The following is a 16672-nucleotide window of genomic DNA, read 5'->3' as shown; positions in this document are numbered from 1 at the left end:
GCTGGAGCGAGGCCTCCTCGGTGTGCTTGGTTCAGCGGCCCAGGCGGCGGCGCGCGGCGAAGCCGATCACGCCCAGTCCGGCCAGCAGCAGCGCGTAGCTGGAGGGCTCGGGCACCGGCGCCATCGGGTTGATGCCGATCACGAAGTCGTCCCAGTCGTCGTGGCGGTAGCTGTCGTTGTAGCCCACGATGTAGGCGAAGGTGCCGGCGGAGGTCGTGACGTTGCGGCCCAGCACCGCGAAGGTGGAGTGCCCCGTCGTCACCACGCCGTTGGCCACGTCGTCGCCGCCCGAGGCGAAGAACGTGAAGTCCAGCATCCCGCCGGTGGTCATGTCGCCGACGATGCTCGTGCCGATCGCATCGCTCTCATGCAGCGCCATGCCGTTGGAGACGATGCGCACGCCGTCGTCATAGGTCGACTCCTGGCCCAGGTAGGTCAGCGAGAAGCGGCCATCGGTATCTGCCGTGAAATACCCCGTGTCGCCGGAGGTGTAGGCGCCCGATGCGAACACGCCGCCGTCCGGGTTGAACAGCTGCGTGAAGCTCACGCTGCCCGTGGTGGTGAACGAAATTTGCGCCGACGCGGCACTGCTGAGCAGAGCGATGGCGGACGCAGCGAGAGCGGTCTTCATGCCCATGGAAGTCTCCTCTTGAATGAACAGCCAATACGACGTGGGCCCCAGCGGCCGGAGGTCCATGGAGCCGGCCTTCTGCCCACGGCAAGACCATGGCAAGCGTCAGGCCCAAGTAACCAAATCCCCCGCATTTCGGGGGCGTCGTTACAGGTTGGAGGGGCCGGATGGGCGCTTTGCCCGGTGTCGGTTTCTCCCTCTGCACGAGGGAGAGCCGCCGGGGTTGGCGACGCGGTTTCAAACCCCTGCGCAGGTGTGTGCGCTGAAAGAATTTCTTACCGAATCCCGGTAGGGATTTCGGCGTTTCGGCCGGACACAGGGCAGTCGCCGCGTCCCGGTACACTCGCGCGTTTCCTCCGTCTACGTTCCGGGCTGCTCTCACCCCACATGGCCGCCGTTCCGACCGCTCCCGTCCCTGCTGTCTTCGACCTCAAGAGCGCGTCGCTCACCCTCGTGGCGCTGTTGTTGCGCACCACGGACGTGAAGGCGCTGGAGGCTGAGTTCGCCGCGCGTTTCGGCGACACGCCCGAACTCTTCGACCACGACCCCGTGGTCGTGGACCTGGGCGCCGTGGCCGAGTCCACCGAGGACATCGACTTCCCCGCACTCGTGGACCTGATGCAGCGCTACAAGCTGCGCCCCATCGCGGCCAAGGGCGGCAGCCCGGCACAGATGGAGGCCGCCAGCGCCGCCGGCCTGGTGGAGGCACCGCCCGACGGCCCGGCGCCGCAGCCGCGCGTCGTCGAGCGGGTGGTGGAGCGCATCGTCGAGGTGCCCGCCGCCGAGCCGGCGGCTGCCGAGCCTGCCGCACGCCCCACGCTCATCGTCGACAAGCCCCTGCGCTCGGGCCAGCAGGTCTACGCCCGCGGCGGCGACCTGGTCGTGCTCGCGGTGGTGAACTTCGGCGCGGAGGTCATCGCCGACGGCAGCATCCACGTCTACGCCCCGCTGCGCGGCCGTGCGGTGGCCGGCGCCAAGGGCGACACGTCCGCCCGCATCTTCAGTACCTGCATGGAGCCCCAGCTCGTGTCCATCGCAGGCACCTACCGCACCACCGACACCGCGCTGCCTGCCGACGTGCACGGCAAGCCCGCCCAAGTGCGGCTGGACGGCGAGAAGCTCGTCGTCCAGCCTTTGAAACTCTGAATCGTTTTTGGAAGGACCTTCAACCGATGGCCAAGATCATCGTCGTCACCTCCGGCAAGGGAGGCGTGGGCAAGACGACCACCAGTGCCAGCTTCTCCACGGGCCTCGCGCTGGCGGGCCACAAGACCGCCGTCATCGACTTCGACGTCGGCCTGCGCAACCTGGACCTCATCATGGGCTGCGAGAGGCGCGTGGTGTATGACCTCATCAACGTCATCCACAACGAGGCCAACCTCAACCAGGCGCTCATCAAGGACAAGCAGGTCGACAAGCTGTACGTGCTGGCCGCCTCGCAGACGCGCGACAAGGAAGCCCTGACGCAGGACGGCGTGGAGCGCGTGCTCAAGGAACTCGCCGAGATGGACTTCGAGTACATCGTGTGCGACTCGCCCGCCGGCATCGAGACCGGCGCGCTGATGGCCATGCACTTCGCCGACGAGGCGCTGATCGTCACCAACCCCGAGGTGTCGTCGGTGCGCGATTCGGACCGCATCCTGGGCATGCTCAGCAGCAAGACCAAGCGGGCCATCGAAGGCAAGGAGCCCATCAAGGAGCACCTGCTCATCACCCGCTACAACCCCACCCGCGTCGAAGGCGGGCAGATGCTCTCGCTGGACGACATCCAGGAGATCCTGCGCACGCCGCTGATCGGCGTGGTGCCCGAATCCGAGACGGTGCTGGACGCGTCCAACCAGGGCTTGCCGGCCATCCACCTCAAGGGCACGGACGTGTCCGAGGCCTACAAGGACGTGGTGGCGCGCTTCCTTGGCGAAGACCGGCCCATGCGCTTCGTCGACGCCGCCAAGCAGGGCTTCTTCAAGCGCCTGTTCGGGAGGTGATGCATGTCGCTGTTGTCTTTCCTGCTGGGCGAAAAGAAGCGGACGGCCTCGGTCGCGAAGGAGCGGCTGCAGATCATCCTCGCCCATGAGCGCAACGACCGCACGCGCCGGCCCGACTACCTGGCCGACCTGCAGAAGGAGCTGGTCGCGGTGATCTCGAAGTACGTGTCCATCAATCCCGACGACATCAAGGTGCACCTGGAACGCCAGGACAACCTGGAGGTGCTGGAGGTCAAGATCGAACTGCCTGAAGCCAGGCCCGCCCGCTAGCGCGCTGCCCGGGATTTGACGGACGGCGCCGACAGGGGCATCGTAGGGCCCAATACCGCTGGACATGCCCACTTCCACCGTTCCCTTCAAGACGCCGCTCGGCCATGAGGAATTGCGTTCCCGCGCCCAGAAACTGGGGCAGCGGCATCGCACGCTGCTGTTCCTGATCGACGGGCGCCGCCCGTTGGCCGAGGTGCTGATGCTGGCCCACAAGGCCGGTGCGGCGACGCAGCATTTCGAGGACTTGCTGCGCATGGGCCTGGTGGAGTTGCCGCCCGACCCGACGCCGCCGGAACTCCCGGCCATTCCCGTGCTGACCGACGAAGCCGCGTTGACGAGTGTGGAGCTGGTGGTGGTGCCGCAGGAGATTCCCGACGCGGCCGGCGGCGAAGCGCTGCCACCGTTGCCGCCGCCTCCGCCCCCCGTGGTGGAGGTTCGCCGTGTGGCCGTGCCGGACCTGCCGGTGCTGCGGGACCTGCCCGAGGACCCGTTCGAGCGCACGGTCCGCCAGACGGAGCGCTTCATTCCCGATCCGGCCAAGCTGCCGGTGCTCAAGATCACGGCGGAAGACCCGTTCGAGCGCACCCAGCGCCTGCCCGGGCCGCCCAGCGCCGATGCGGTGCAGCGGCGTGCGCCGGTACCCGCCGCCGAGGCTGTGCCTGCCGTCAAGCGCAAGCCGCTCGCACCGGCCTTGGAAGTGGAGCCGAAGGCGACGGTCCTGATCACCTCCGAGCGGCTCACGTCGAAAGCCGCCAAGGGGCGCTCGGCCAAGTCGTCCGGACGCAAGTCGACCCGGCACGTGCCGGTGCTGCTGGAGCCGGTCGTGCCGCCGCAAGTTGGCGCCGTGGCCTCGACGCAGGGGCCGACGCTGATCGACCCGGTGCTGCATGACCCCGCGCCACGCAAGCCCGTGGCGAAGCCCGTCCCGGTGGAACCGCCCAAGCCAGCGCTGGACATCCACCTGCCCATCGCCGACGGCGAGGAGGCGCGGCTGCTGCAGCGCGTGCGCGACCACCTCACCGATGCGCTGCGCCTGGATGCCCCGGTGTTCAGCGCCCGCACCTTCATGCGCGTGCGCAGCGCGCAGTCGCGCAGCGAACTGATCGACCTGGTCTGGGAGATCCAGGACCACCTCAGCCGCCGCCGCCGCTCGCCCAAGGAGCTGGCCAGCCTGCACGAAGCCCGCGAGCTGCTGGGCCTGGGCAACACCCTGGTGGCAGGCGACGATTCGCGACCGGACTACCTCGACGACGAATAGCCCGGGGCGCTCAAGCCTTCACGTCTGCACCGCGTTCGGCCAGCAGCTCCCGCAGCACGCTGCGATGGCACCAGGCTTCGTCCTCGCAGTAGCAGCCCACCGAGAGATTGGCCTGCCTGGACATCGCCACCAGCAGTTCCAGCACGTGCGAAGCGTCCGGCGCCGCCATCTCCTTGCGGAAGGCGGAGGTGAACTTCTTCCATCCGGCCTTGTCCTTCGCCGCGGCGGCGTCCAGGGCCGAGGCCACCAGCTCGGCGCTGGGCGAAAGGTTGGGCAGCCACACGTCGTAGAAGTCGCGCGAGGCGAATTCCGACTTGGGCACGCCGCGCGGCGGGCGCCGCACCGTGCCCACCCGCAGGCCTTCGTCCTTGGCGCGCGGCTCGCCCAGCCTCACGATGCGGATGGCCACGGCGCGATGCTTACTTGGCGATGGCCAGCAACTCCACCTCGAACTGCAAGGTGGCGTTGGGCGGAATCACTCCGCCCGCGCCGCGCTCGCCGTAGGCGATGGATGCCGGGCAGGTGAGCTTGGCCTTGCCGCCCACCTTCATCTTCTGCACGCCTTCGGTCCAGCACTTGATGACGCGGTTCAGCGGGAATTCGGCCGGGCTGTTGGTCTTGTAGGAGCTGTCGAACTCGCGGCCATCGGGGAAGGTGCCGCGGTAGTGCACGCGCACCTTGTCGGTGGCGCTGGGACTCGGGCCGTCGCCTTCTTTGATCGAGCGATACACCAGGCCGGAGGGCGTGGTCACCGCGCCGGCTTCCTTGGCCGCGGCGGCCAGGGCCGGATCGGCCTGGGCGATGGCGGCGGACGAGGCGAAAACGCCGGCCAGGGCCAGCGTGGCGAGACAGGTCTTGAATTTCATGGAGGCAGTGCCCGTGTGGTGCAAAACCACGATCATCGCCGCGCGCGCCGATCCTGCAATCGGTGCGTGCAACGAGCGTGGGGCAATGCCGACAGTCGTGAAATGTTCAGTCGCCGGACGACACAAACCGTTGCTTGAACCAGGCCTCCAGCATGCGCTTCTCGTAGGGCAGGGAGTCGTAGGCTTTCAAGCCGGTCAGGTGCTGCAGGTAGCCCATGTCGGACACGGTTTCTTCCGCGCTTTGCAGCACCTGGGCGCCGGTGGACACGGTGTAGCGCAGCGTGATGCGCGGCCAGTCGGCCCGGCCGCGGACGATGCGTTCATCGCTGCGCAGGCGCACGGGCTTCACGTCGCCTGCCAGATCCACGTCCAGCACCTCGATGCGCACGCTGCGGTCAACCGGCAGGTACTTCGGCCCGAGGGCCTGGAGGAAGTTCTGAAGGTCCTTCAGGTTGGTGTCGCGGTCCCAGGGCGTGGCGCCCGCGTCGGCGTATTGCTGCACGTCGCCGGTGTAGGCCACGGTGACCGTGCCGGCCTGGGCGGCACTGGTACCGGCCAGGACCAGCGAGAGCATCAGCGCGAGAGGGGTGTGTCTCATGATCGGCTCCTTTTCCAGCCATTGTGATCCCATCACCGGCGCATGGTTTCACTCGCCCGGCTTGGGCACCGGTTCATGCTCGCCGTCCGTGGGCTCGGCCGGCACGACCGGTGCGAATTCCGGTTCCACGGGCAGGCTGTTCTGGTCCGAATCGTCAGGATGGGGCTGACCGGGCAGGGTGGCCATGAGACGCTCCTTGGCAATCGCTCGCACAGCATCAACCCTAGGCGCTTGGCCGCCCACTGGCAACTGGAAGGGCTCGTGGTGCTGGGGTCAAAGGTGTGGGCAGGGGCGACGCATTCAGCGGTGCCGGCCAAGGAAGGCCGACAGGCGCTCGATCACTGGACGGAGGTCGGGGTTCTTCGACGTGAGTCCGTGGCCTTCGCCTTCGAGCAGCAGGAGGTCGCATTCGACCTTGGCGGCGCGCAGCACCTCGCAGGCATGGGTGGACTGGTCGGGCGGTACCAGCTCGTCACGCGTGCCGTGGATCAGCATCGTCGGCGCGGTGCGGGCGTCGATGCGGTACAGCGGCGATGCCTCCTGCGCCGGGCGGCTGCCCATGAGGGCGGCGATCATGTTCTTGCCGTCCTCGCGCACGTTGGTGGCGGTGAGGTCCCACGGCCCCCACATCGACACGACGGCATTCACGCGACTGGGCGTGCCCTTGGGGCTGGGATGATCCGTCGTGCCCAGCCAGGCCGCCAGGTGGCCGCCCGCCGAGCCGCCGATGGCGACGACGCGTGACGGATCGGCATGCAGGGCCTGCGCGTTCTCGCGCAGCCACCAGACGGCGCGCTCCACGTCGTCGGCCTGCGCGGGCCAGGTGGCCTGCGTCACGAAGCGGTAGTCGATGGCGATGGGCACCATGCCCTGCTGGGCCAGCCAGCGCGCCATGTCGCCGAACTCGCTGCGGCTGCCGGCCACCCAGCCGCCGCCGTGGATGAGCAAGGCGACGGGACGTGAAGCCGCGGAGGCAGGCGGCGATGCCGGCTCGTACACATCGGCCTGCTGCTGCGGCAGCGGCCCGTAGGCGAGCGTGCGCATGGTGACGCCGCTGCCGTTGGCCGATGGCGAGCAGGAGGCAAGCAGGAGCAGGGCAAATGCCGCGACCAGTGTCGCGGCGAGGCGGCATGCAGGCATGAGGGCCCCGTCGGTTGGCGAGGCCCTCATTGTGGCGCCTCGGGCGCCGGTTCAGAACGCCGGTTCAGGGCTTGGACGGATCGTCCGGATCCTCATCGGCCGCACCGAGGACCGGCGCTGACACGGCCTTGCCGATGGATTCCAGCGCGTTGTCGTCTGGCGCCTTGCGCTTGCGCGGCTTGGACTTGGCGGCCTCGTCGGCCCGCGCTCGCTCCATCGCGTCGGGATCAACCTTGTCTTCGAGGTTGGGCGGGGTGGTGTCCTTGGGCATGCGGGTCTCCTGGGAAAGGGATGCCCCCCGTGCCGGCAATCGGCGCGCCTGCGCGGCAGTTTCAGCCGCGCGGCATGGCGGCATCCGACTGCGTCGTCTGCCGCTTGCGCTCCTTCAGGATGGACTCCTTGTCGGAGTGCTTGAAGGTGCGCGTGGCGCAGCGCGCCATCCAGTCGGCGTGCTCCTTGTTCTGGGCCTTCACCTGTTCGTTGTGGGCGTCGGTGCGCTTGTTGTAGGCATTCACCCGCCCGTCGTGCGCACGCGACTTCACGTTGTACGCATCGACGGCCAGGGGATCGCTGGCATCGACTGTCCGCAATTCATCCGACAGCGCCTGAGCGGCCTTGCTGATGCCCACCGACTCCGCATCCAGCTCGCGCAACTGGGCGTCCAGCTTGGACCCGCGCTCGTTGATGCCGTCTTCCCAATCCATGCACGAGCGCAGCTCGTCGCGCGTGAGAGGCAACACCTTGTCGCCTTTCAGGTTGAGGTTCTGTGCCTGTGCGGCGCCTGCCGCGAATGCGGACAGGACGAGAAATGCGTGGATCGCTCTCATGGCGGATTCGCTTCCGTGTGGTGTGTCTGTGCGCAGGCACACGACTCGGCGCCCCCGCTCCCGAAGGCCATTGTGCCGTGGTCCGTGGCGATCAGGTGCCGGATTCCGCCAGCGCCTTGACCCGCGCCAGCGCCCGGCGGCGAATCCAGCCGCTGGCCGGGCGGATGAGCAGCCAGTACGGCCGGAAACGCCTGACTGTGGCGGCGTCGGGGCAGTGCACGTGGGTGCGGGTCTGCAGTCGGGTGGCGTGGCCGTCCGCATGGGCCACGAAGTTCATCACCAGCTTGGCCACGCCGGGCTGGTCGAAGGCGGCGAATGCATCGGCCGTGGGCGTGGGCACCAGGCCGCCGGTGGACTGCCAGAACTGGCCAATGAGGCCGAAGGCGACCTCGCGGTCGGCGTCGCGACCCAGGGGTGTGAAGTTGTGCAGGCCGAACCCACGCCATTGGTCGGGCTGCGGCGTGCGGCCGAATGCTGCACCGATGCGGCCAGGCATGCCGCGCAGCCGCAGCAGCCCGGCCACGACCGGGTCGTCCGCCATGTCGACCTTGCAGGCCAGGTCCAGCACCCGGGCCGCCGGTGCGCGGATGCGGATCTCGTGGCGTTCGCTGAACTGGTAGTGCGGAAGAAAGCGGTCGATGAGCGGCATGGGCCGCAGCTTACAGGTGCGCGGTGTGGGCCGGCGCGTGCCACCAGTCGTTGTCGCGGCCGTTCATGTACTTCACCGGCAGCCGGCCCAGCTCTTCCTGGCTGATGTCGTCGATGCAGGCGATGTTGACCGACACGTAGGCGCCGCCGATCTCCGGCACGTCGCCGCGCGAGAACGGCCGGCCGCCGCAATGCTTGCAGAACAGATGCCGCGCCGACCTGGAGTTGAAGGTGTACTCGGTGAGCGCGTCTTCGCCCGCCAACTGCCTGAACGCCGACGGCTTGATGGTCGCGCCCCAATTGCGCGCCTTGGCGCAGAACGAGCAGTTGCAGCGATGCGTTTCTGCCTGCAGGTCGATGTCGGCTTCGTAGCGAACCGCGCCGCAGTGGCAGCTGCCGTGGTAGGTCTTGAGCATGGGCTTTCCCTGTGATGGCCAGTGATCCAGTCACTGTAGGCCGGTGCTCCTGACATCGTCTTGTCAGGAGCGATGCGGGATGGCTTGCGTCCAGGTGGCGACGTCCTGGTCGGTCATCGTGCCGAAGGGCACGCGGCCGTCCACATAGCCGTGTTCGCGGGTGTCGGTCAGGTACTGCTCGCGCGAGAGCAAGGTGCCGGCGCAGACGTCGGTGGGCGGCGCAGGTGTCTGGCATTCATGCCGCAGCCTGTCCATCAATTCATGCATCAGCCACGGCGGCACGAGCCCGCGCTCGGCAGGGTAGATGAAGCCGAACAGCACCAGGTGGCTGAGCAGCACGCGCCAGTGCGGGCCGAAGCGGTTGCGCAGGCGCATCCAGTCCAGCCGGTGCGCGCAGGCCCGCAGCAGGTGTGCCACGTCGGCGCCGTCGTAGCGCTCGCGCTCCATGATGAAGGCCTTGGTCCACACGTTCTCCTCGGCCGGGCAGACCTTCACCGTCTCTCCCAGCACCTGCGACTCGTCGGCGTGGGCGAACCAGTCGTCGTCCACCGGCGACAGGCCGTTGCCCGAGTTGAAGATGAGGTCCACGAAGCGATCGTGCTGATGCACCTTGCCCAGCCAGTGCGGAAAGGTGAGTTCGGTGTGCAAGCCGTGCCGGTTCATCAAGGCGGCCACGCGCTCGAAGTCCGCGCGGCGGATGAACAGGTCCAGGTCCTTGGTGTCGCGGTGGAGGCCTGTGTGGTGCGCGAACGCGAAGGCGCCGCCCACCATGAACGCAATGCCGTCGCCCGCCAGGGTTTGCAACACCTGCCGGTAGAAGCCGGCCGTGTCGGATTCGATCTCGTCGTCGGGCGCATGACCCGTGAAGACTGCTGCCATGGGGTGTGTGCCAAGAGTTTCCCGGGTGTGGCAATGGGCATGCCCTGACACCGGGCGTGCCGATTGCCGGTGTCCATCAACGACTTCCACTGAAGAGGACCGTGCATGCCTGAAGCCCGCCCCGACACCGTGAGGTTTGCCGCAGTGGGCGACATCCACTGCACCAAGGATTCGGCCGGCACCTTGCGCGGCTTCTTCGCGCAAGCGAGCGAGGCGGCCGATGCCCTCCTGCTGTGTGGCGACCTCACCGACTACGGCACCTCGGCCGAAGCCAAGGTGCTGGCCGACGAGCTCAGCGTGGTGTCCGTGCCCATGGTGGCGGTGCTGGGCAACCACGACTTCGAATCCGGCACGCCCGACGAGGTGCGGCGCATCCTCAACGGAGTTGGCGTGCAGGTGCTCGATGGCGAGGCGGTGGAGGTGCTGGGCGTGGGCATCGCCGGGGCCAAGGGATTTTGCGGAGGCTTCGGGCGCGGCTCGCTCGGCCCCTGGGGCGAGCAGGCCATCAAGCTGTTCGTGCAGGAGGCCATCAACGAGGCGCTGAAGCTGGAGTCCGCCCTGGCCAAGCTGCGCACGCCCAGGCGCATTGCCTTGCTGCACTACTCGCCCATCGCCGCCACCGTGGAAGGCGAGCCGATGGAGATCTTTCCCTTCCTCGGCAGCAGCCGGCTGGAGGATCCGCTGGTGCGCTACCCGGTGGACTGGGTGGTCCATGGACATGCGCATCGCGGCACGCCCGAGGGCAGGACCGTGGGCGGCGTGCCGGTCTACAACGTGGCCAGGCCCTTGCTCACCCGCACCGGTGACGGCAAGGGCTTCAGGGTGCTGGAGGTGGCCTGGCAGGAGGCCGCACCCGAACCGGTCGCCGTTGCAGCGGCAGGCTGACGGGCGTGTAGAAACTTCAACGGCACTCGAAGCCATCAAGTGGCGGGTCTTCCGCGCTCACTTCCCGCCTTTGCCAGGCCTGGGAAACCCGCACCATCCCGGGAGAACCTGCAAGCTGCCGGAGACTGCATCCATGGACACCAAGACCCGCCCCGAACTCATTGCCGGTGAAGCCGGCGCCTTGCTGCGGCTGCGTGCCCTGCTGGACCACGCCCCGCTGGCGACGGCGTTCGTGCGCAACCAGCGCTTCGAGGTGGTCAGCGACGCGATGAACCACCTGTTCGGGCATGAAGACGGCGCAGGCCTGGCGGGGCAGGGCGTGGCGGGCTCGCATGTGTCTCCTGCGGCGCATTCCATGCAGAACGAGCGGATGGCCACGGCCTTTGCCGCGGGCCGCCCGCTGGACGAGGAAGTCGAATTCGTGCGCCGCGACGGCAGCCGCTTCTGGGGCCGCCTGCAGGCGCAGCCCGTGCAGTGGACGGCCCAGGACGACGACACGATGTGGATCGTCGAGGACGTGACGCTGGCGCGCCAGCAGCGGCTGCAGCCGCGCTGGGGCAGCCGGCATGACCCGGTGACGGAGCTGGCCAACCTGCGCGAGTTCGAGCGCCGCGTGGCCGACCACGTGGGCAGCCAGCGCCGCCTGCCGGTGTCCGTGCTGTGGGTGGACATCGACCGTTTCGCCGAGGTGACCTCGCGCTTCGAGCCCGAGGCCGCCGACCGCTTCCTGTACCTGCTGGGCCGGCTGCTCGTCAGCAAGACCCGGGCATCCGATGTGGTCGCGCGCCTGGAGCACGACCGCTTCGGCATCCTGCTGCCCGAGTGCGACCAGCACTACGCGCAGTTCGTGGGCGAGAAGCTGCGCTCCTCGGTGGCGGCCTATCGCCTGCGCTGGGGCGTGCAATCCACGAAGGTGAAGTGCTGCGTGGGCGTGGTGCAGCTGCACCGCTCGCTGGACACCGTGGAGTCGGTGCTCGACGCCGCCAGGAGCGCCTGCGACGTGGCCAAGCAGGCCGGTGGCGACAGCGTGCGGCTGTTCGTGCCCCATTCCACCGGCGACACGCAGATGGCCGACCTGGCCTGAGGCGCGCACGCCTTCGGTGCAGGTGGGGCGACCTTGCCTTGCACCGTGAACATTCCCTGAAAACCGGCGCGGCGTGCCGGCGGCGGTGTGGTTGAATGTGCCGTCCCCGCTCGATGTCACGCCATGGCCTTGCGCCGCGCCATTGCCGCTTTCGCCCTCGTGCTGTTCGCCTGTCCGCCATTGTCCGCAGCGGACGGTGCGCCGGTGAAGGTGCGCCTGCTGGCCGAACAGTTCCCGCCGCTCCAATATGCCGATGCCAGCGGCGCGGCACGCGGCGTGGTGTTCAAGCTGATGACTGCCGCGCTGGCGGAGGTCGGCCCCTCCGTCGAACTTGAGGTGGCGCCGCTGGAGTTCGTGCCGCTGCGGCGCGGCCTGCAGACGGCCAGCCTGCAGCCCAACGTCATCGTGCTGTCGGTGGCGCGCACGCCCGAGCGCGAGAAGCTCTTCCACTGGCTGGGGCCGGTGTCGCCCTACGAGCTGTGGATCTACGCGTACAAGAGCCACCACGTCGCACCGGTCAAGGACTTCCGCCAGCTGACGAACAAGGGCTACCGCTTCGGCGTGCAGACCTCCGGCAACTTCCATGAGTGGCTGGTGCGCCAGGGCGTGGGCCGGGACGGCGAGAACTCGGTCATCGACGCCGTGCCGCACAACGCGCAGAACTTCCCGAAGATGCAGTTGGGCCGGGTGGACCTGTTCGCCCATCCGGAGATCAGCATGGCCTACCGCGCGGCCGAGCACGGCCTGCAGGCCAGCGACTTCGAGAAGGTGATGCTGGTCGAGGAACTGTCCACGCCGCTGTGGGCGGTGCTGGGCCAAGGCAGCGACCCGCGCCTGGTGTCCGCGCTGACGCACCAGCTCAAGAAGATGCGGCAATCCGGACAGGCCGAACGCATCCGGCAGGAAGCCATCCGCGAGTTCAATGCGAACCATCATCTGGATGGCAAGTGACGGCTGGCGTGCCGGTAGACTCGCGGCACCTACACAACCACCTCGGGAGATTCCCTTGAAGCGCCTGTTCATCGTCGCGGCCGCGGCCGTCGCCATCTCGCCCGCCTTCGCCGCCTCCGGCAAGTCCTGCGAGGAACTCAAGACCGAGATTGCCGCCAAGCTCGAAGCCAACCACGTCAAGAACTTCTCGCTCGAGATCGTCGAGGCCGACAAGGTGGCGGACAAGAAGGTGGTGGGCAGCTGCGAGCGCGGCTCCAAGAAGATCGTCTACAGCACCGGCAAGTGACATCCGGGCCTGCGGGGCGCCGGGATGGCGCCCCGCACCTGCGCCCCCCGCGATTGGACGTGCGACGTCCGAAGCCAAGCATTTGGCCGTGACGGTCAGTGCGTAAAGCAAGCCTCCTCCTTATCTTCCCGGTCGAGCGTCAAGCCCTTGCTGGCGACGCGTGCATCTTTGATTCACATCCCGGAGGAGATTTTCATGAAGCGTGTGATTGCACTGCTGGCACTGGCCATGGGCACGACGGTGGCGTTTGCGCAGATGACGCCCGTGGGCGTGTGGAAGACCATCGACGACGACGGCAAGACCGAGAAGTCGACCGTGCGCATCAGCGATGCCGGCGGCGCACTGAGCGGCCGCATCGAGACGCTGACCGACGCCTCCAAGCGCGAAGCCGTCTGCGACAAGTGCAGCGACGAGCGCAAGGACAAGAAGCTCGTGGGCCTGACCATCCTGCGCAACGTCACCAAGGACGCCGACGAAGAGTCGCTGTGGGCGGGTGGCGACATCCTCGACCCGAACAACGGGAAGGTCTACAAGGTTCGCCTGCGCCCGGTGGATGGCGGCAAGAAGCTGGAAGTGCGCGGCTTCGTGGGCATGCCCATGCTGGGCCGCACGCAGACCTGGGTACGCGTCGAGTAATTGCCTTCAGCGGCCTGACAGAAGAACAGTTGGGGACACACCATGCACAGTCTGAACCGCAGGCGCGTCATCGGGGCGGCGATCGCCACGATGGGCGCCAACGCCGCCTGGCCCATCACGTCCAAGCCGTCCGGTGACGCCATCGTCATCGGGCAGAGCGCGCCCGTCACCGGCCCCGTGGCCGATGCCTTCAAGGGCGTGCTCACGGGCGAGAAGCTGGCCTTCGACCAGATCAACCGCAAGGGCGGCATCAACGGACGCCGGGTCGACCTGATCCTGCTGGACGATGCCTACGACACCCGCCGCACGGTCGAGAACGTGAAGACGCTCATCGAGCGCGACAACGTGATCGCCCTGACGGGCCTGGGCAGCACCGCCGGCGTGGGGGCCGCGCTGCCGATCCTGGCGGAGAAGAAGGTGCCGCTGGTGGGCGTGTACACCGGCGCGCCCAACCTGCGCATGCGGCACCACCCTTACTTCTTCACGACGCAGGCGAGCTTCAAGGACGAAGTGTTCTATTCGGTGCGTAACCTGGTGACGCTCAACCAGTCGCGCATCGCGGTGGTCTACCAGAACAACGAGTTCGGCAAGCTCATGCTGCCCGTGGCCGAGGCTGCGATGAAGGAACTGGGCGCCACCTTCGTGGGCTCCGCGCCCCTGGCCATCGACGGCAGCGATGCCGTGGCGGCCGCGCAGGCGGTGGCCGCCAAGCAGCCGCAGGCGGTGCTGATGATCGCGGTGGGCCCGTCGGTGGTGGGCTACGTGAAGGCCAACCGCAACTACGTGAGCGTGCCCATCTACACCATCTCCACGGCGCTGGGCATGCTGCCCGCACTCGGCGACGAGGCGCGCGGCCTGGCCATCACGCAGGTGATTCCCTACCCCTGGCGCCAGACCACCGGCATGGCCCGCGAATTCGCGCTGGAATGCGAGCACGCCAAGGTGCCCGTGGCCTACGACACCTACGGCGGCTACCTGCTCGCGCGCTTCCTGCTGGAGGCGCTCAAGCGCACGGGCAAGAACGTGACCTCCGAGGCGCTGGTCAAGGTCATCGAAAGCCAGAAGAGCTGGGACTACGGCGGCATCAACCTCGCCTTCGGCCCCGGCAACCACCATGGCACCAGTTTCGTGGAGACGACCATCGTCGGCCCGCGGATGACTTTCATGCGGTGAGGCGGCGATGATCCTGGCTTGATTCGAGAGGCCCCGCATGTCGGGGCCTTTTCATGGGTCACAGGCGGCGAGGCTGCAGCGAGGGTGAGTCGGCAGCCACGCACTCCGGTTCGGCCTCGACCGTGCGGTCCTTCACCGCAAAGCGCTCCAGCCCCGGCAGGTGCACCTTCGTCACATACTGCGGCCAGTCGAAGGCCAGCGCGTCCACGTCGAAGCGCGAGCGGTCGGCCTCGCAGAATTCCGAGGCCATCGCCAGCAGCCGTCGACTGTCGAAGACGTAGTCCGGCGCGGTGTAGAACGAGAACACCACCGCGAGCTCGCGCGTGGTTTCCAGCGCGTCGAAGACAGCGAGGTTCTTGCGCGCGCCCATCCAGCGCGAGGCGGTATTGAGCACACGCGCCGCGCCATGCGCCGCCGCGAGGTAGCCGACGAACAAGGGCCGCGGAATGGTGCGGAACGCACGGGTCAGCGGCTTGCGGATGAGCTTCGGATACGCCGCGCTGTTCTCGCGCATTTCGGTCTGGCACAGGCGGATGTACTCGCCCACCTTCACCGGGTTGCGCGTACTCGTGCCGGCCTGCACCACACGGCGCTTGCCCGGCCGTGCCATGGCCTGCGCGGTGGCCAGCACGATGGCATTGGCCACGAGGTCCACCGGCACGATGTCGGCGATGCCTTCCAGCCGTGCCGGGAACAGCGAGGTCTTGCCGCGGGCGTAGGCCAGCACGATCGCATCGCCCACCTTCATGCCCTCGATCCAGCCCGGTTGCGGGTCGCGCCAGGCACTCTCCACGATGGCCGGCCGCACGATGGTGAGCGTGGCGCCCGACATCTCCCGCGCGGCGATCTGCTCGCCCAGCCACTTGGTGAAGGTGTAGGTGTCGTTCCAGCCGCGGCTTTGCGCCTCGCGGATGCCCAGGGCGATGAGCGCCTTTGACAGCAGCTTCGGATCGCTGACGCGTTCCTTGACGCGGGCGATCTTGCCCTGCAGCTCTTCGATGAGCGCCTCCACCTTGTAGTAGCCCTCGAGGTGCCGCGGCAGCTTGGCGATGGCCGGCGGTGCGATCTCCTCGTCGATCACGCCGCGGTGGAAGCCGTGCACGTAGCAGGTGGAGACCTGGATGAGCGGCGTGCCGCCACCCAGCCGGGCCAGGCGGGTGATGTCCTGCAGCGCGAGCGCGTTGATCGCCAGGGCCTGGTCCAGCTCCTCGCGGAAGTTCACGCTGGCGGCCACGTTGACGATCACGTCCACGCCGCGGGCCAGTTCCTCGAAGTCGCGCGGTGCCAGGCCGAAGCATGGCTCGGTGATCTCGCCCGTGACGAAGCGCATGCGCCTGACCGCCTCGGCCAGGCGCTCCGGCGCGGTTGCGCGCAGGTGGTCGAACGCGCTGGAGGACAGCACCTGCGCATGGAAGCGCGCCGCCGCCGTCGGATGCGCTGCGTTGCCGCGCAGCACGACCACCAGGCTCGCGATGTCGGGCACTTCGCGGATCAGCTTTTCAAGCACCACCTTCGCGATGAAGCCGGTGGTGCCGGTGATGAGGACGCGTTTGCCCGCGAAGGCGCGCGCCACGGACAGTGTGCTTTGCATCACGAACCTTTCGCGGACGTTGGCGCCGGGCGCCGTTGAAACACTCGCTTACTCAAGTCGTGCAGGGGCCGGCCGATAGACCGCGGACGAGACCGACCGGAGAGACTGATGACCTTCCCCCGACTGCTTGCCGCCCTCAGCCTGGCCCTGCCGCTGGTGTCCTTCGCCGACATCGACCCGTCCAAGCGCATGAGCGATGACGAGCTGTCCGAGGTGCACGCCGCCGGTCTGCCCGTGGCTTCGCTGCAGAACCTGTCGCAGGGCCTGCCGGTCGCGCTCATGGACCTGCCCGCGCCCACGCTGAATGCGCAGGACCTCAGCAGCCAGGTCGACCGCCAGCAGGCCGTCTCGCAGATCCGCTTCGGCACGCAGCTCGCGCAGGGTTCCATCGGCGTCATGCAGATGTCCAGCCTGCCGGCGCTGTTCACGCCGGTGGCACCGCTGTTCATTCCGATGCTCGCGATGCCCTTCCCGTTCTTCATGGCGCTCCCGCCCAAGAAGCCCGACGACGGCCACGGCCACTGAATCGTCGGAGAGGACAGGCAGGC

The 16672-nt window shown here is 68.1% G+C and carries 23 protein-coding genes; 11 read left to right on the top strand and 12 right to left on the bottom strand.

Annotated elements, in window-relative coordinates; genetic code table 11:
* Positions 1-31 precede the first annotated feature (31 nt).
* On the bottom strand, positions 32-631 hold the full coding sequence (locus DZC73_RS09960; RefSeq protein ID WP_198414817.1) for a PEP-CTERM sorting domain-containing protein: 600 nt from the start codon (positions 629-631) through the stop codon (positions 32-34).
* A gap of 387 nt (positions 632-1018) precedes the next feature.
* Between DZC73_RS09960 and minC the strand changes: the two genes are divergently transcribed.
* From minC to DZC73_RS09940, 4 genes are all read left to right on the top strand, one after another.
* The gene (gene minC, locus DZC73_RS09955) at positions 1019-1777 is read left to right on the top strand and encodes a septum site-determining protein MinC (RefSeq protein ID WP_124540066.1); all 759 of its coding nucleotides are present in this window, start codon (positions 1019-1021) and stop codon (positions 1775-1777) included.
* 26 nt (positions 1778-1803) lie between these two features.
* On the top strand, positions 1804-2616 hold the full coding sequence (minD, locus tag DZC73_RS09950) for a septum site-determining protein MinD (protein WP_124540065.1): 813 nt from the start codon (positions 1804-1806) through the stop codon (positions 2614-2616).
* A 3-nt stretch (positions 2617-2619) separates the two neighbouring features.
* Positions 2620-2886 carry a cell division topological specificity factor MinE gene (gene minE / locus DZC73_RS09945; RefSeq protein WP_124540064.1) on the top strand — a complete coding sequence of 89 codons (267 nt, stop codon included), beginning with the start codon at positions 2620-2622 and terminating at the stop codon, positions 2884-2886.
* Positions 2887-2950: 64 nt separating this feature from the next.
* Positions 2951-4144: a hypothetical protein gene (locus DZC73_RS09940; protein WP_124540063.1), complete on the top strand. Its 1194-nt coding sequence runs from the start codon at positions 2951-2953 to the stop codon at positions 4142-4144.
* A 10-nt stretch (positions 4145-4154) separates the two neighbouring features.
* Here DZC73_RS09940 and DZC73_RS09935 read toward each other — a convergent pair whose 3' ends face one another.
* The 10 genes from DZC73_RS09935 to DZC73_RS09895 form a co-directional block, all read right to left on the bottom strand.
* On the bottom strand, positions 4155-4553 hold the full coding sequence (locus DZC73_RS09935; RefSeq protein WP_124540062.1) for a DUF488 domain-containing protein: 399 nt from the start codon (positions 4551-4553) through the stop codon (positions 4155-4157).
* 10 nt (positions 4554-4563) lie between these two features.
* Positions 4564-5010: an FKBP-type peptidyl-prolyl cis-trans isomerase gene (locus tag DZC73_RS09930; protein ID WP_124540061.1), complete on the bottom strand. Its 447-nt coding sequence runs from the start codon at positions 5008-5010 to the stop codon at positions 4564-4566.
* 106 nt (positions 5011-5116) lie between these two features.
* Entirely contained in the window at positions 5117-5608 is a 492-nt protein-coding gene (locus DZC73_RS09925) for a DUF3016 domain-containing protein (RefSeq protein ID WP_161974524.1), read from the bottom strand.
* Positions 5609-5656: 48 nt separating this feature from the next.
* The gene (locus DZC73_RS29665) at positions 5657-5794 is read right to left on the bottom strand and encodes a hypothetical protein (RefSeq protein WP_161974523.1); all 138 of its coding nucleotides are present in this window, start codon (positions 5792-5794) and stop codon (positions 5657-5659) included.
* Between the two features lie 114 nt (positions 5795-5908).
* The gene (locus DZC73_RS09920) at positions 5909-6748 is read right to left on the bottom strand and encodes an alpha/beta hydrolase (RefSeq protein ID WP_161974522.1); all 840 of its coding nucleotides are present in this window, start codon (positions 6746-6748) and stop codon (positions 5909-5911) included.
* 64 nt (positions 6749-6812) lie between these two features.
* Entirely contained in the window at positions 6813-7019 is a 207-nt protein-coding gene (locus DZC73_RS09915) for a hypothetical protein (RefSeq protein WP_124540058.1), read from the bottom strand.
* Positions 7020-7080: 61 nt separating this feature from the next.
* Complete coding sequence (locus DZC73_RS09910; protein WP_124540057.1) at positions 7081-7575, bottom strand: hypothetical protein; 495 nt, start codon at positions 7573-7575, stop codon at positions 7081-7083.
* A 91-nt stretch (positions 7576-7666) separates the two neighbouring features.
* A complete protein-coding gene (locus DZC73_RS09905) occupies positions 7667-8224 on the bottom strand; it encodes a hypothetical protein (RefSeq protein ID WP_124540056.1) in 558 nt (185 codons plus the stop codon).
* A 10-nt stretch (positions 8225-8234) separates the two neighbouring features.
* On the bottom strand, positions 8235-8639 hold the full coding sequence (locus tag DZC73_RS09900; protein WP_124540055.1) for a GFA family protein: 405 nt from the start codon (positions 8637-8639) through the stop codon (positions 8235-8237).
* A gap of 63 nt (positions 8640-8702) precedes the next feature.
* A complete protein-coding gene (locus DZC73_RS09895) occupies positions 8703-9518 on the bottom strand; it encodes a nucleotidyltransferase (protein ID WP_124540054.1) in 816 nt (271 codons plus the stop codon).
* Between the two features lie 105 nt (positions 9519-9623).
* On the opposite strand from DZC73_RS09895, the gene DZC73_RS09890 reads away from it, so the two are divergent.
* The 6 genes from DZC73_RS09890 to DZC73_RS09865 all read left to right on the top strand — a co-directional run bounded on the left by DZC73_RS09890 (position 9624) and on the right by DZC73_RS09865 (position 14533).
* Complete coding sequence (locus DZC73_RS09890) at positions 9624-10403, top strand: metallophosphoesterase family protein (protein ID WP_124540053.1); 780 nt, start codon at positions 9624-9626, stop codon at positions 10401-10403.
* Positions 10404-10536: 133 nt separating this feature from the next.
* Positions 10537-11487 (top strand): GGDEF domain-containing protein, encoded by a 951-nt coding sequence (locus DZC73_RS09885; RefSeq protein ID WP_124540052.1) that lies wholly within the window; start codon positions 10537-10539, stop codon positions 11485-11487.
* Between the two features lie 123 nt (positions 11488-11610).
* Positions 11611-12438: a substrate-binding periplasmic protein gene (locus tag DZC73_RS09880; RefSeq protein WP_124540051.1), complete on the top strand. Its 828-nt coding sequence runs from the start codon at positions 11611-11613 to the stop codon at positions 12436-12438.
* Between the two features lie 55 nt (positions 12439-12493).
* On the top strand, positions 12494-12724 hold the full coding sequence (locus DZC73_RS09875; RefSeq protein WP_198414816.1) for a DUF1161 domain-containing protein: 231 nt from the start codon (positions 12494-12496) through the stop codon (positions 12722-12724).
* Positions 12725-12919: 195 nt separating this feature from the next.
* Positions 12920-13360: a DUF2147 domain-containing protein gene (locus DZC73_RS09870; protein ID WP_124540050.1), complete on the top strand. Its 441-nt coding sequence runs from the start codon at positions 12920-12922 to the stop codon at positions 13358-13360.
* Between the two features lie 42 nt (positions 13361-13402).
* A complete protein-coding gene (locus DZC73_RS09865) occupies positions 13403-14533 on the top strand; it encodes an ABC transporter substrate-binding protein (protein ID WP_124540049.1) in 1131 nt (376 codons plus the stop codon).
* A 58-nt stretch (positions 14534-14591) separates the two neighbouring features.
* On the opposite strand, the gene DZC73_RS09860 is transcribed toward DZC73_RS09865, so the two are convergent.
* Positions 14592-16124 (bottom strand): fatty acyl-CoA reductase, encoded by a 1533-nt coding sequence (locus tag DZC73_RS09860; protein WP_124540048.1) that lies wholly within the window; start codon positions 16122-16124, stop codon positions 14592-14594.
* Positions 16125-16232: 108 nt separating this feature from the next.
* Here DZC73_RS09860 and DZC73_RS09855 point away from each other — a divergent pair, with 108 nt between their 5' ends.
* On the top strand, positions 16233-16649 hold the full coding sequence (locus DZC73_RS09855) for a hypothetical protein (RefSeq protein WP_124540047.1): 417 nt from the start codon (positions 16233-16235) through the stop codon (positions 16647-16649).
* The last annotated feature ends 23 nt before the right edge of the window (positions 16650-16672 follow it).

The sequence above is a fragment of the Rhizobacter terrae genome (assembly GCF_003852895.1).
Lineage (GTDB): Bacteria > Pseudomonadota > Gammaproteobacteria > Burkholderiales > Burkholderiaceae_C > Albitalea > Albitalea terrae.
The sequence above is the reverse complement of the archived record's forward strand: the minus strand, read 5'-3'. Positions and strand labels throughout refer to the sequence as shown.

Coding starts and splice junctions, on each gene's coding strand:
- DZC73_RS29665 (WP_161974523.1), bottom strand. CDS start 5,794: ATGGCCACCCTGCCCGGTCAGCCCCATCCTGACGATTCGGACCAGAAC.
- DZC73_RS09885 (WP_124540052.1), top strand. CDS start 10,537: ATGGACACCAAGACCCGCCCCGAACTCATTGCCGGTGAAGCCGGCGCC.
- DZC73_RS09960 (WP_198414817.1), bottom strand. CDS start 631: ATGAAGACCGCTCTCGCTGCGTCCGCCATCGCTCTGCTCAGCAGTGCC.
- DZC73_RS09860 (WP_124540048.1), bottom strand. CDS start 16,124: ATGCAAAGCACACTGTCCGTGGCGCGCGCCTTCGCGGGCAAACGCGTC.
- DZC73_RS09870 (WP_124540050.1), top strand. CDS start 12,920: ATGAAGCGTGTGATTGCACTGCTGGCACTGGCCATGGGCACGACGGTG.
- DZC73_RS09865 (WP_124540049.1), top strand. CDS start 13,403: ATGCACAGTCTGAACCGCAGGCGCGTCATCGGGGCGGCGATCGCCACG.
- DZC73_RS09915 (WP_124540058.1), bottom strand. CDS start 7,019: ATGCCCAAGGACACCACCCCGCCCAACCTCGAAGACAAGGTTGATCCC.
- DZC73_RS09855 (WP_124540047.1), top strand. CDS start 16,233: ATGACCTTCCCCCGACTGCTTGCCGCCCTCAGCCTGGCCCTGCCGCTG.
- minD (WP_124540065.1), top strand. CDS start 1,804: ATGGCCAAGATCATCGTCGTCACCTCCGGCAAGGGAGGCGTGGGCAAG.
- minE (WP_124540064.1), top strand. CDS start 2,620: ATGTCGCTGTTGTCTTTCCTGCTGGGCGAAAAGAAGCGGACGGCCTCG.
- DZC73_RS09920 (WP_161974522.1), bottom strand. CDS start 6,748: ATGCCTGCATGCCGCCTCGCCGCGACACTGGTCGCGGCATTTGCCCTG.
- minC (WP_124540066.1), top strand. CDS start 1,019: ATGGCCGCCGTTCCGACCGCTCCCGTCCCTGCTGTCTTCGACCTCAAG.
- DZC73_RS09905 (WP_124540056.1), bottom strand. CDS start 8,224: ATGCCGCTCATCGACCGCTTTCTTCCGCACTACCAGTTCAGCGAACGC.
- DZC73_RS09910 (WP_124540057.1), bottom strand. CDS start 7,575: ATGAGAGCGATCCACGCATTTCTCGTCCTGTCCGCATTCGCGGCAGGC.
- DZC73_RS09925 (WP_161974524.1), bottom strand. CDS start 5,608: ATGAGACACACCCCTCTCGCGCTGATGCTCTCGCTGGTCCTGGCCGGT.
- DZC73_RS09890 (WP_124540053.1), top strand. CDS start 9,624: ATGCCTGAAGCCCGCCCCGACACCGTGAGGTTTGCCGCAGTGGGCGAC.
- DZC73_RS09880 (WP_124540051.1), top strand. CDS start 11,611: ATGGCCTTGCGCCGCGCCATTGCCGCTTTCGCCCTCGTGCTGTTCGCC.
- DZC73_RS09930 (WP_124540061.1), bottom strand. CDS start 5,010: ATGAAATTCAAGACCTGTCTCGCCACGCTGGCCCTGGCCGGCGTTTTC.
- DZC73_RS09895 (WP_124540054.1), bottom strand. CDS start 9,518: ATGGCAGCAGTCTTCACGGGTCATGCGCCCGACGACGAGATCGAATCC.
- DZC73_RS09900 (WP_124540055.1), bottom strand. CDS start 8,639: ATGCTCAAGACCTACCACGGCAGCTGCCACTGCGGCGCGGTTCGCTAC.
- DZC73_RS09940 (WP_124540063.1), top strand. CDS start 2,951: ATGCCCACTTCCACCGTTCCCTTCAAGACGCCGCTCGGCCATGAGGAA.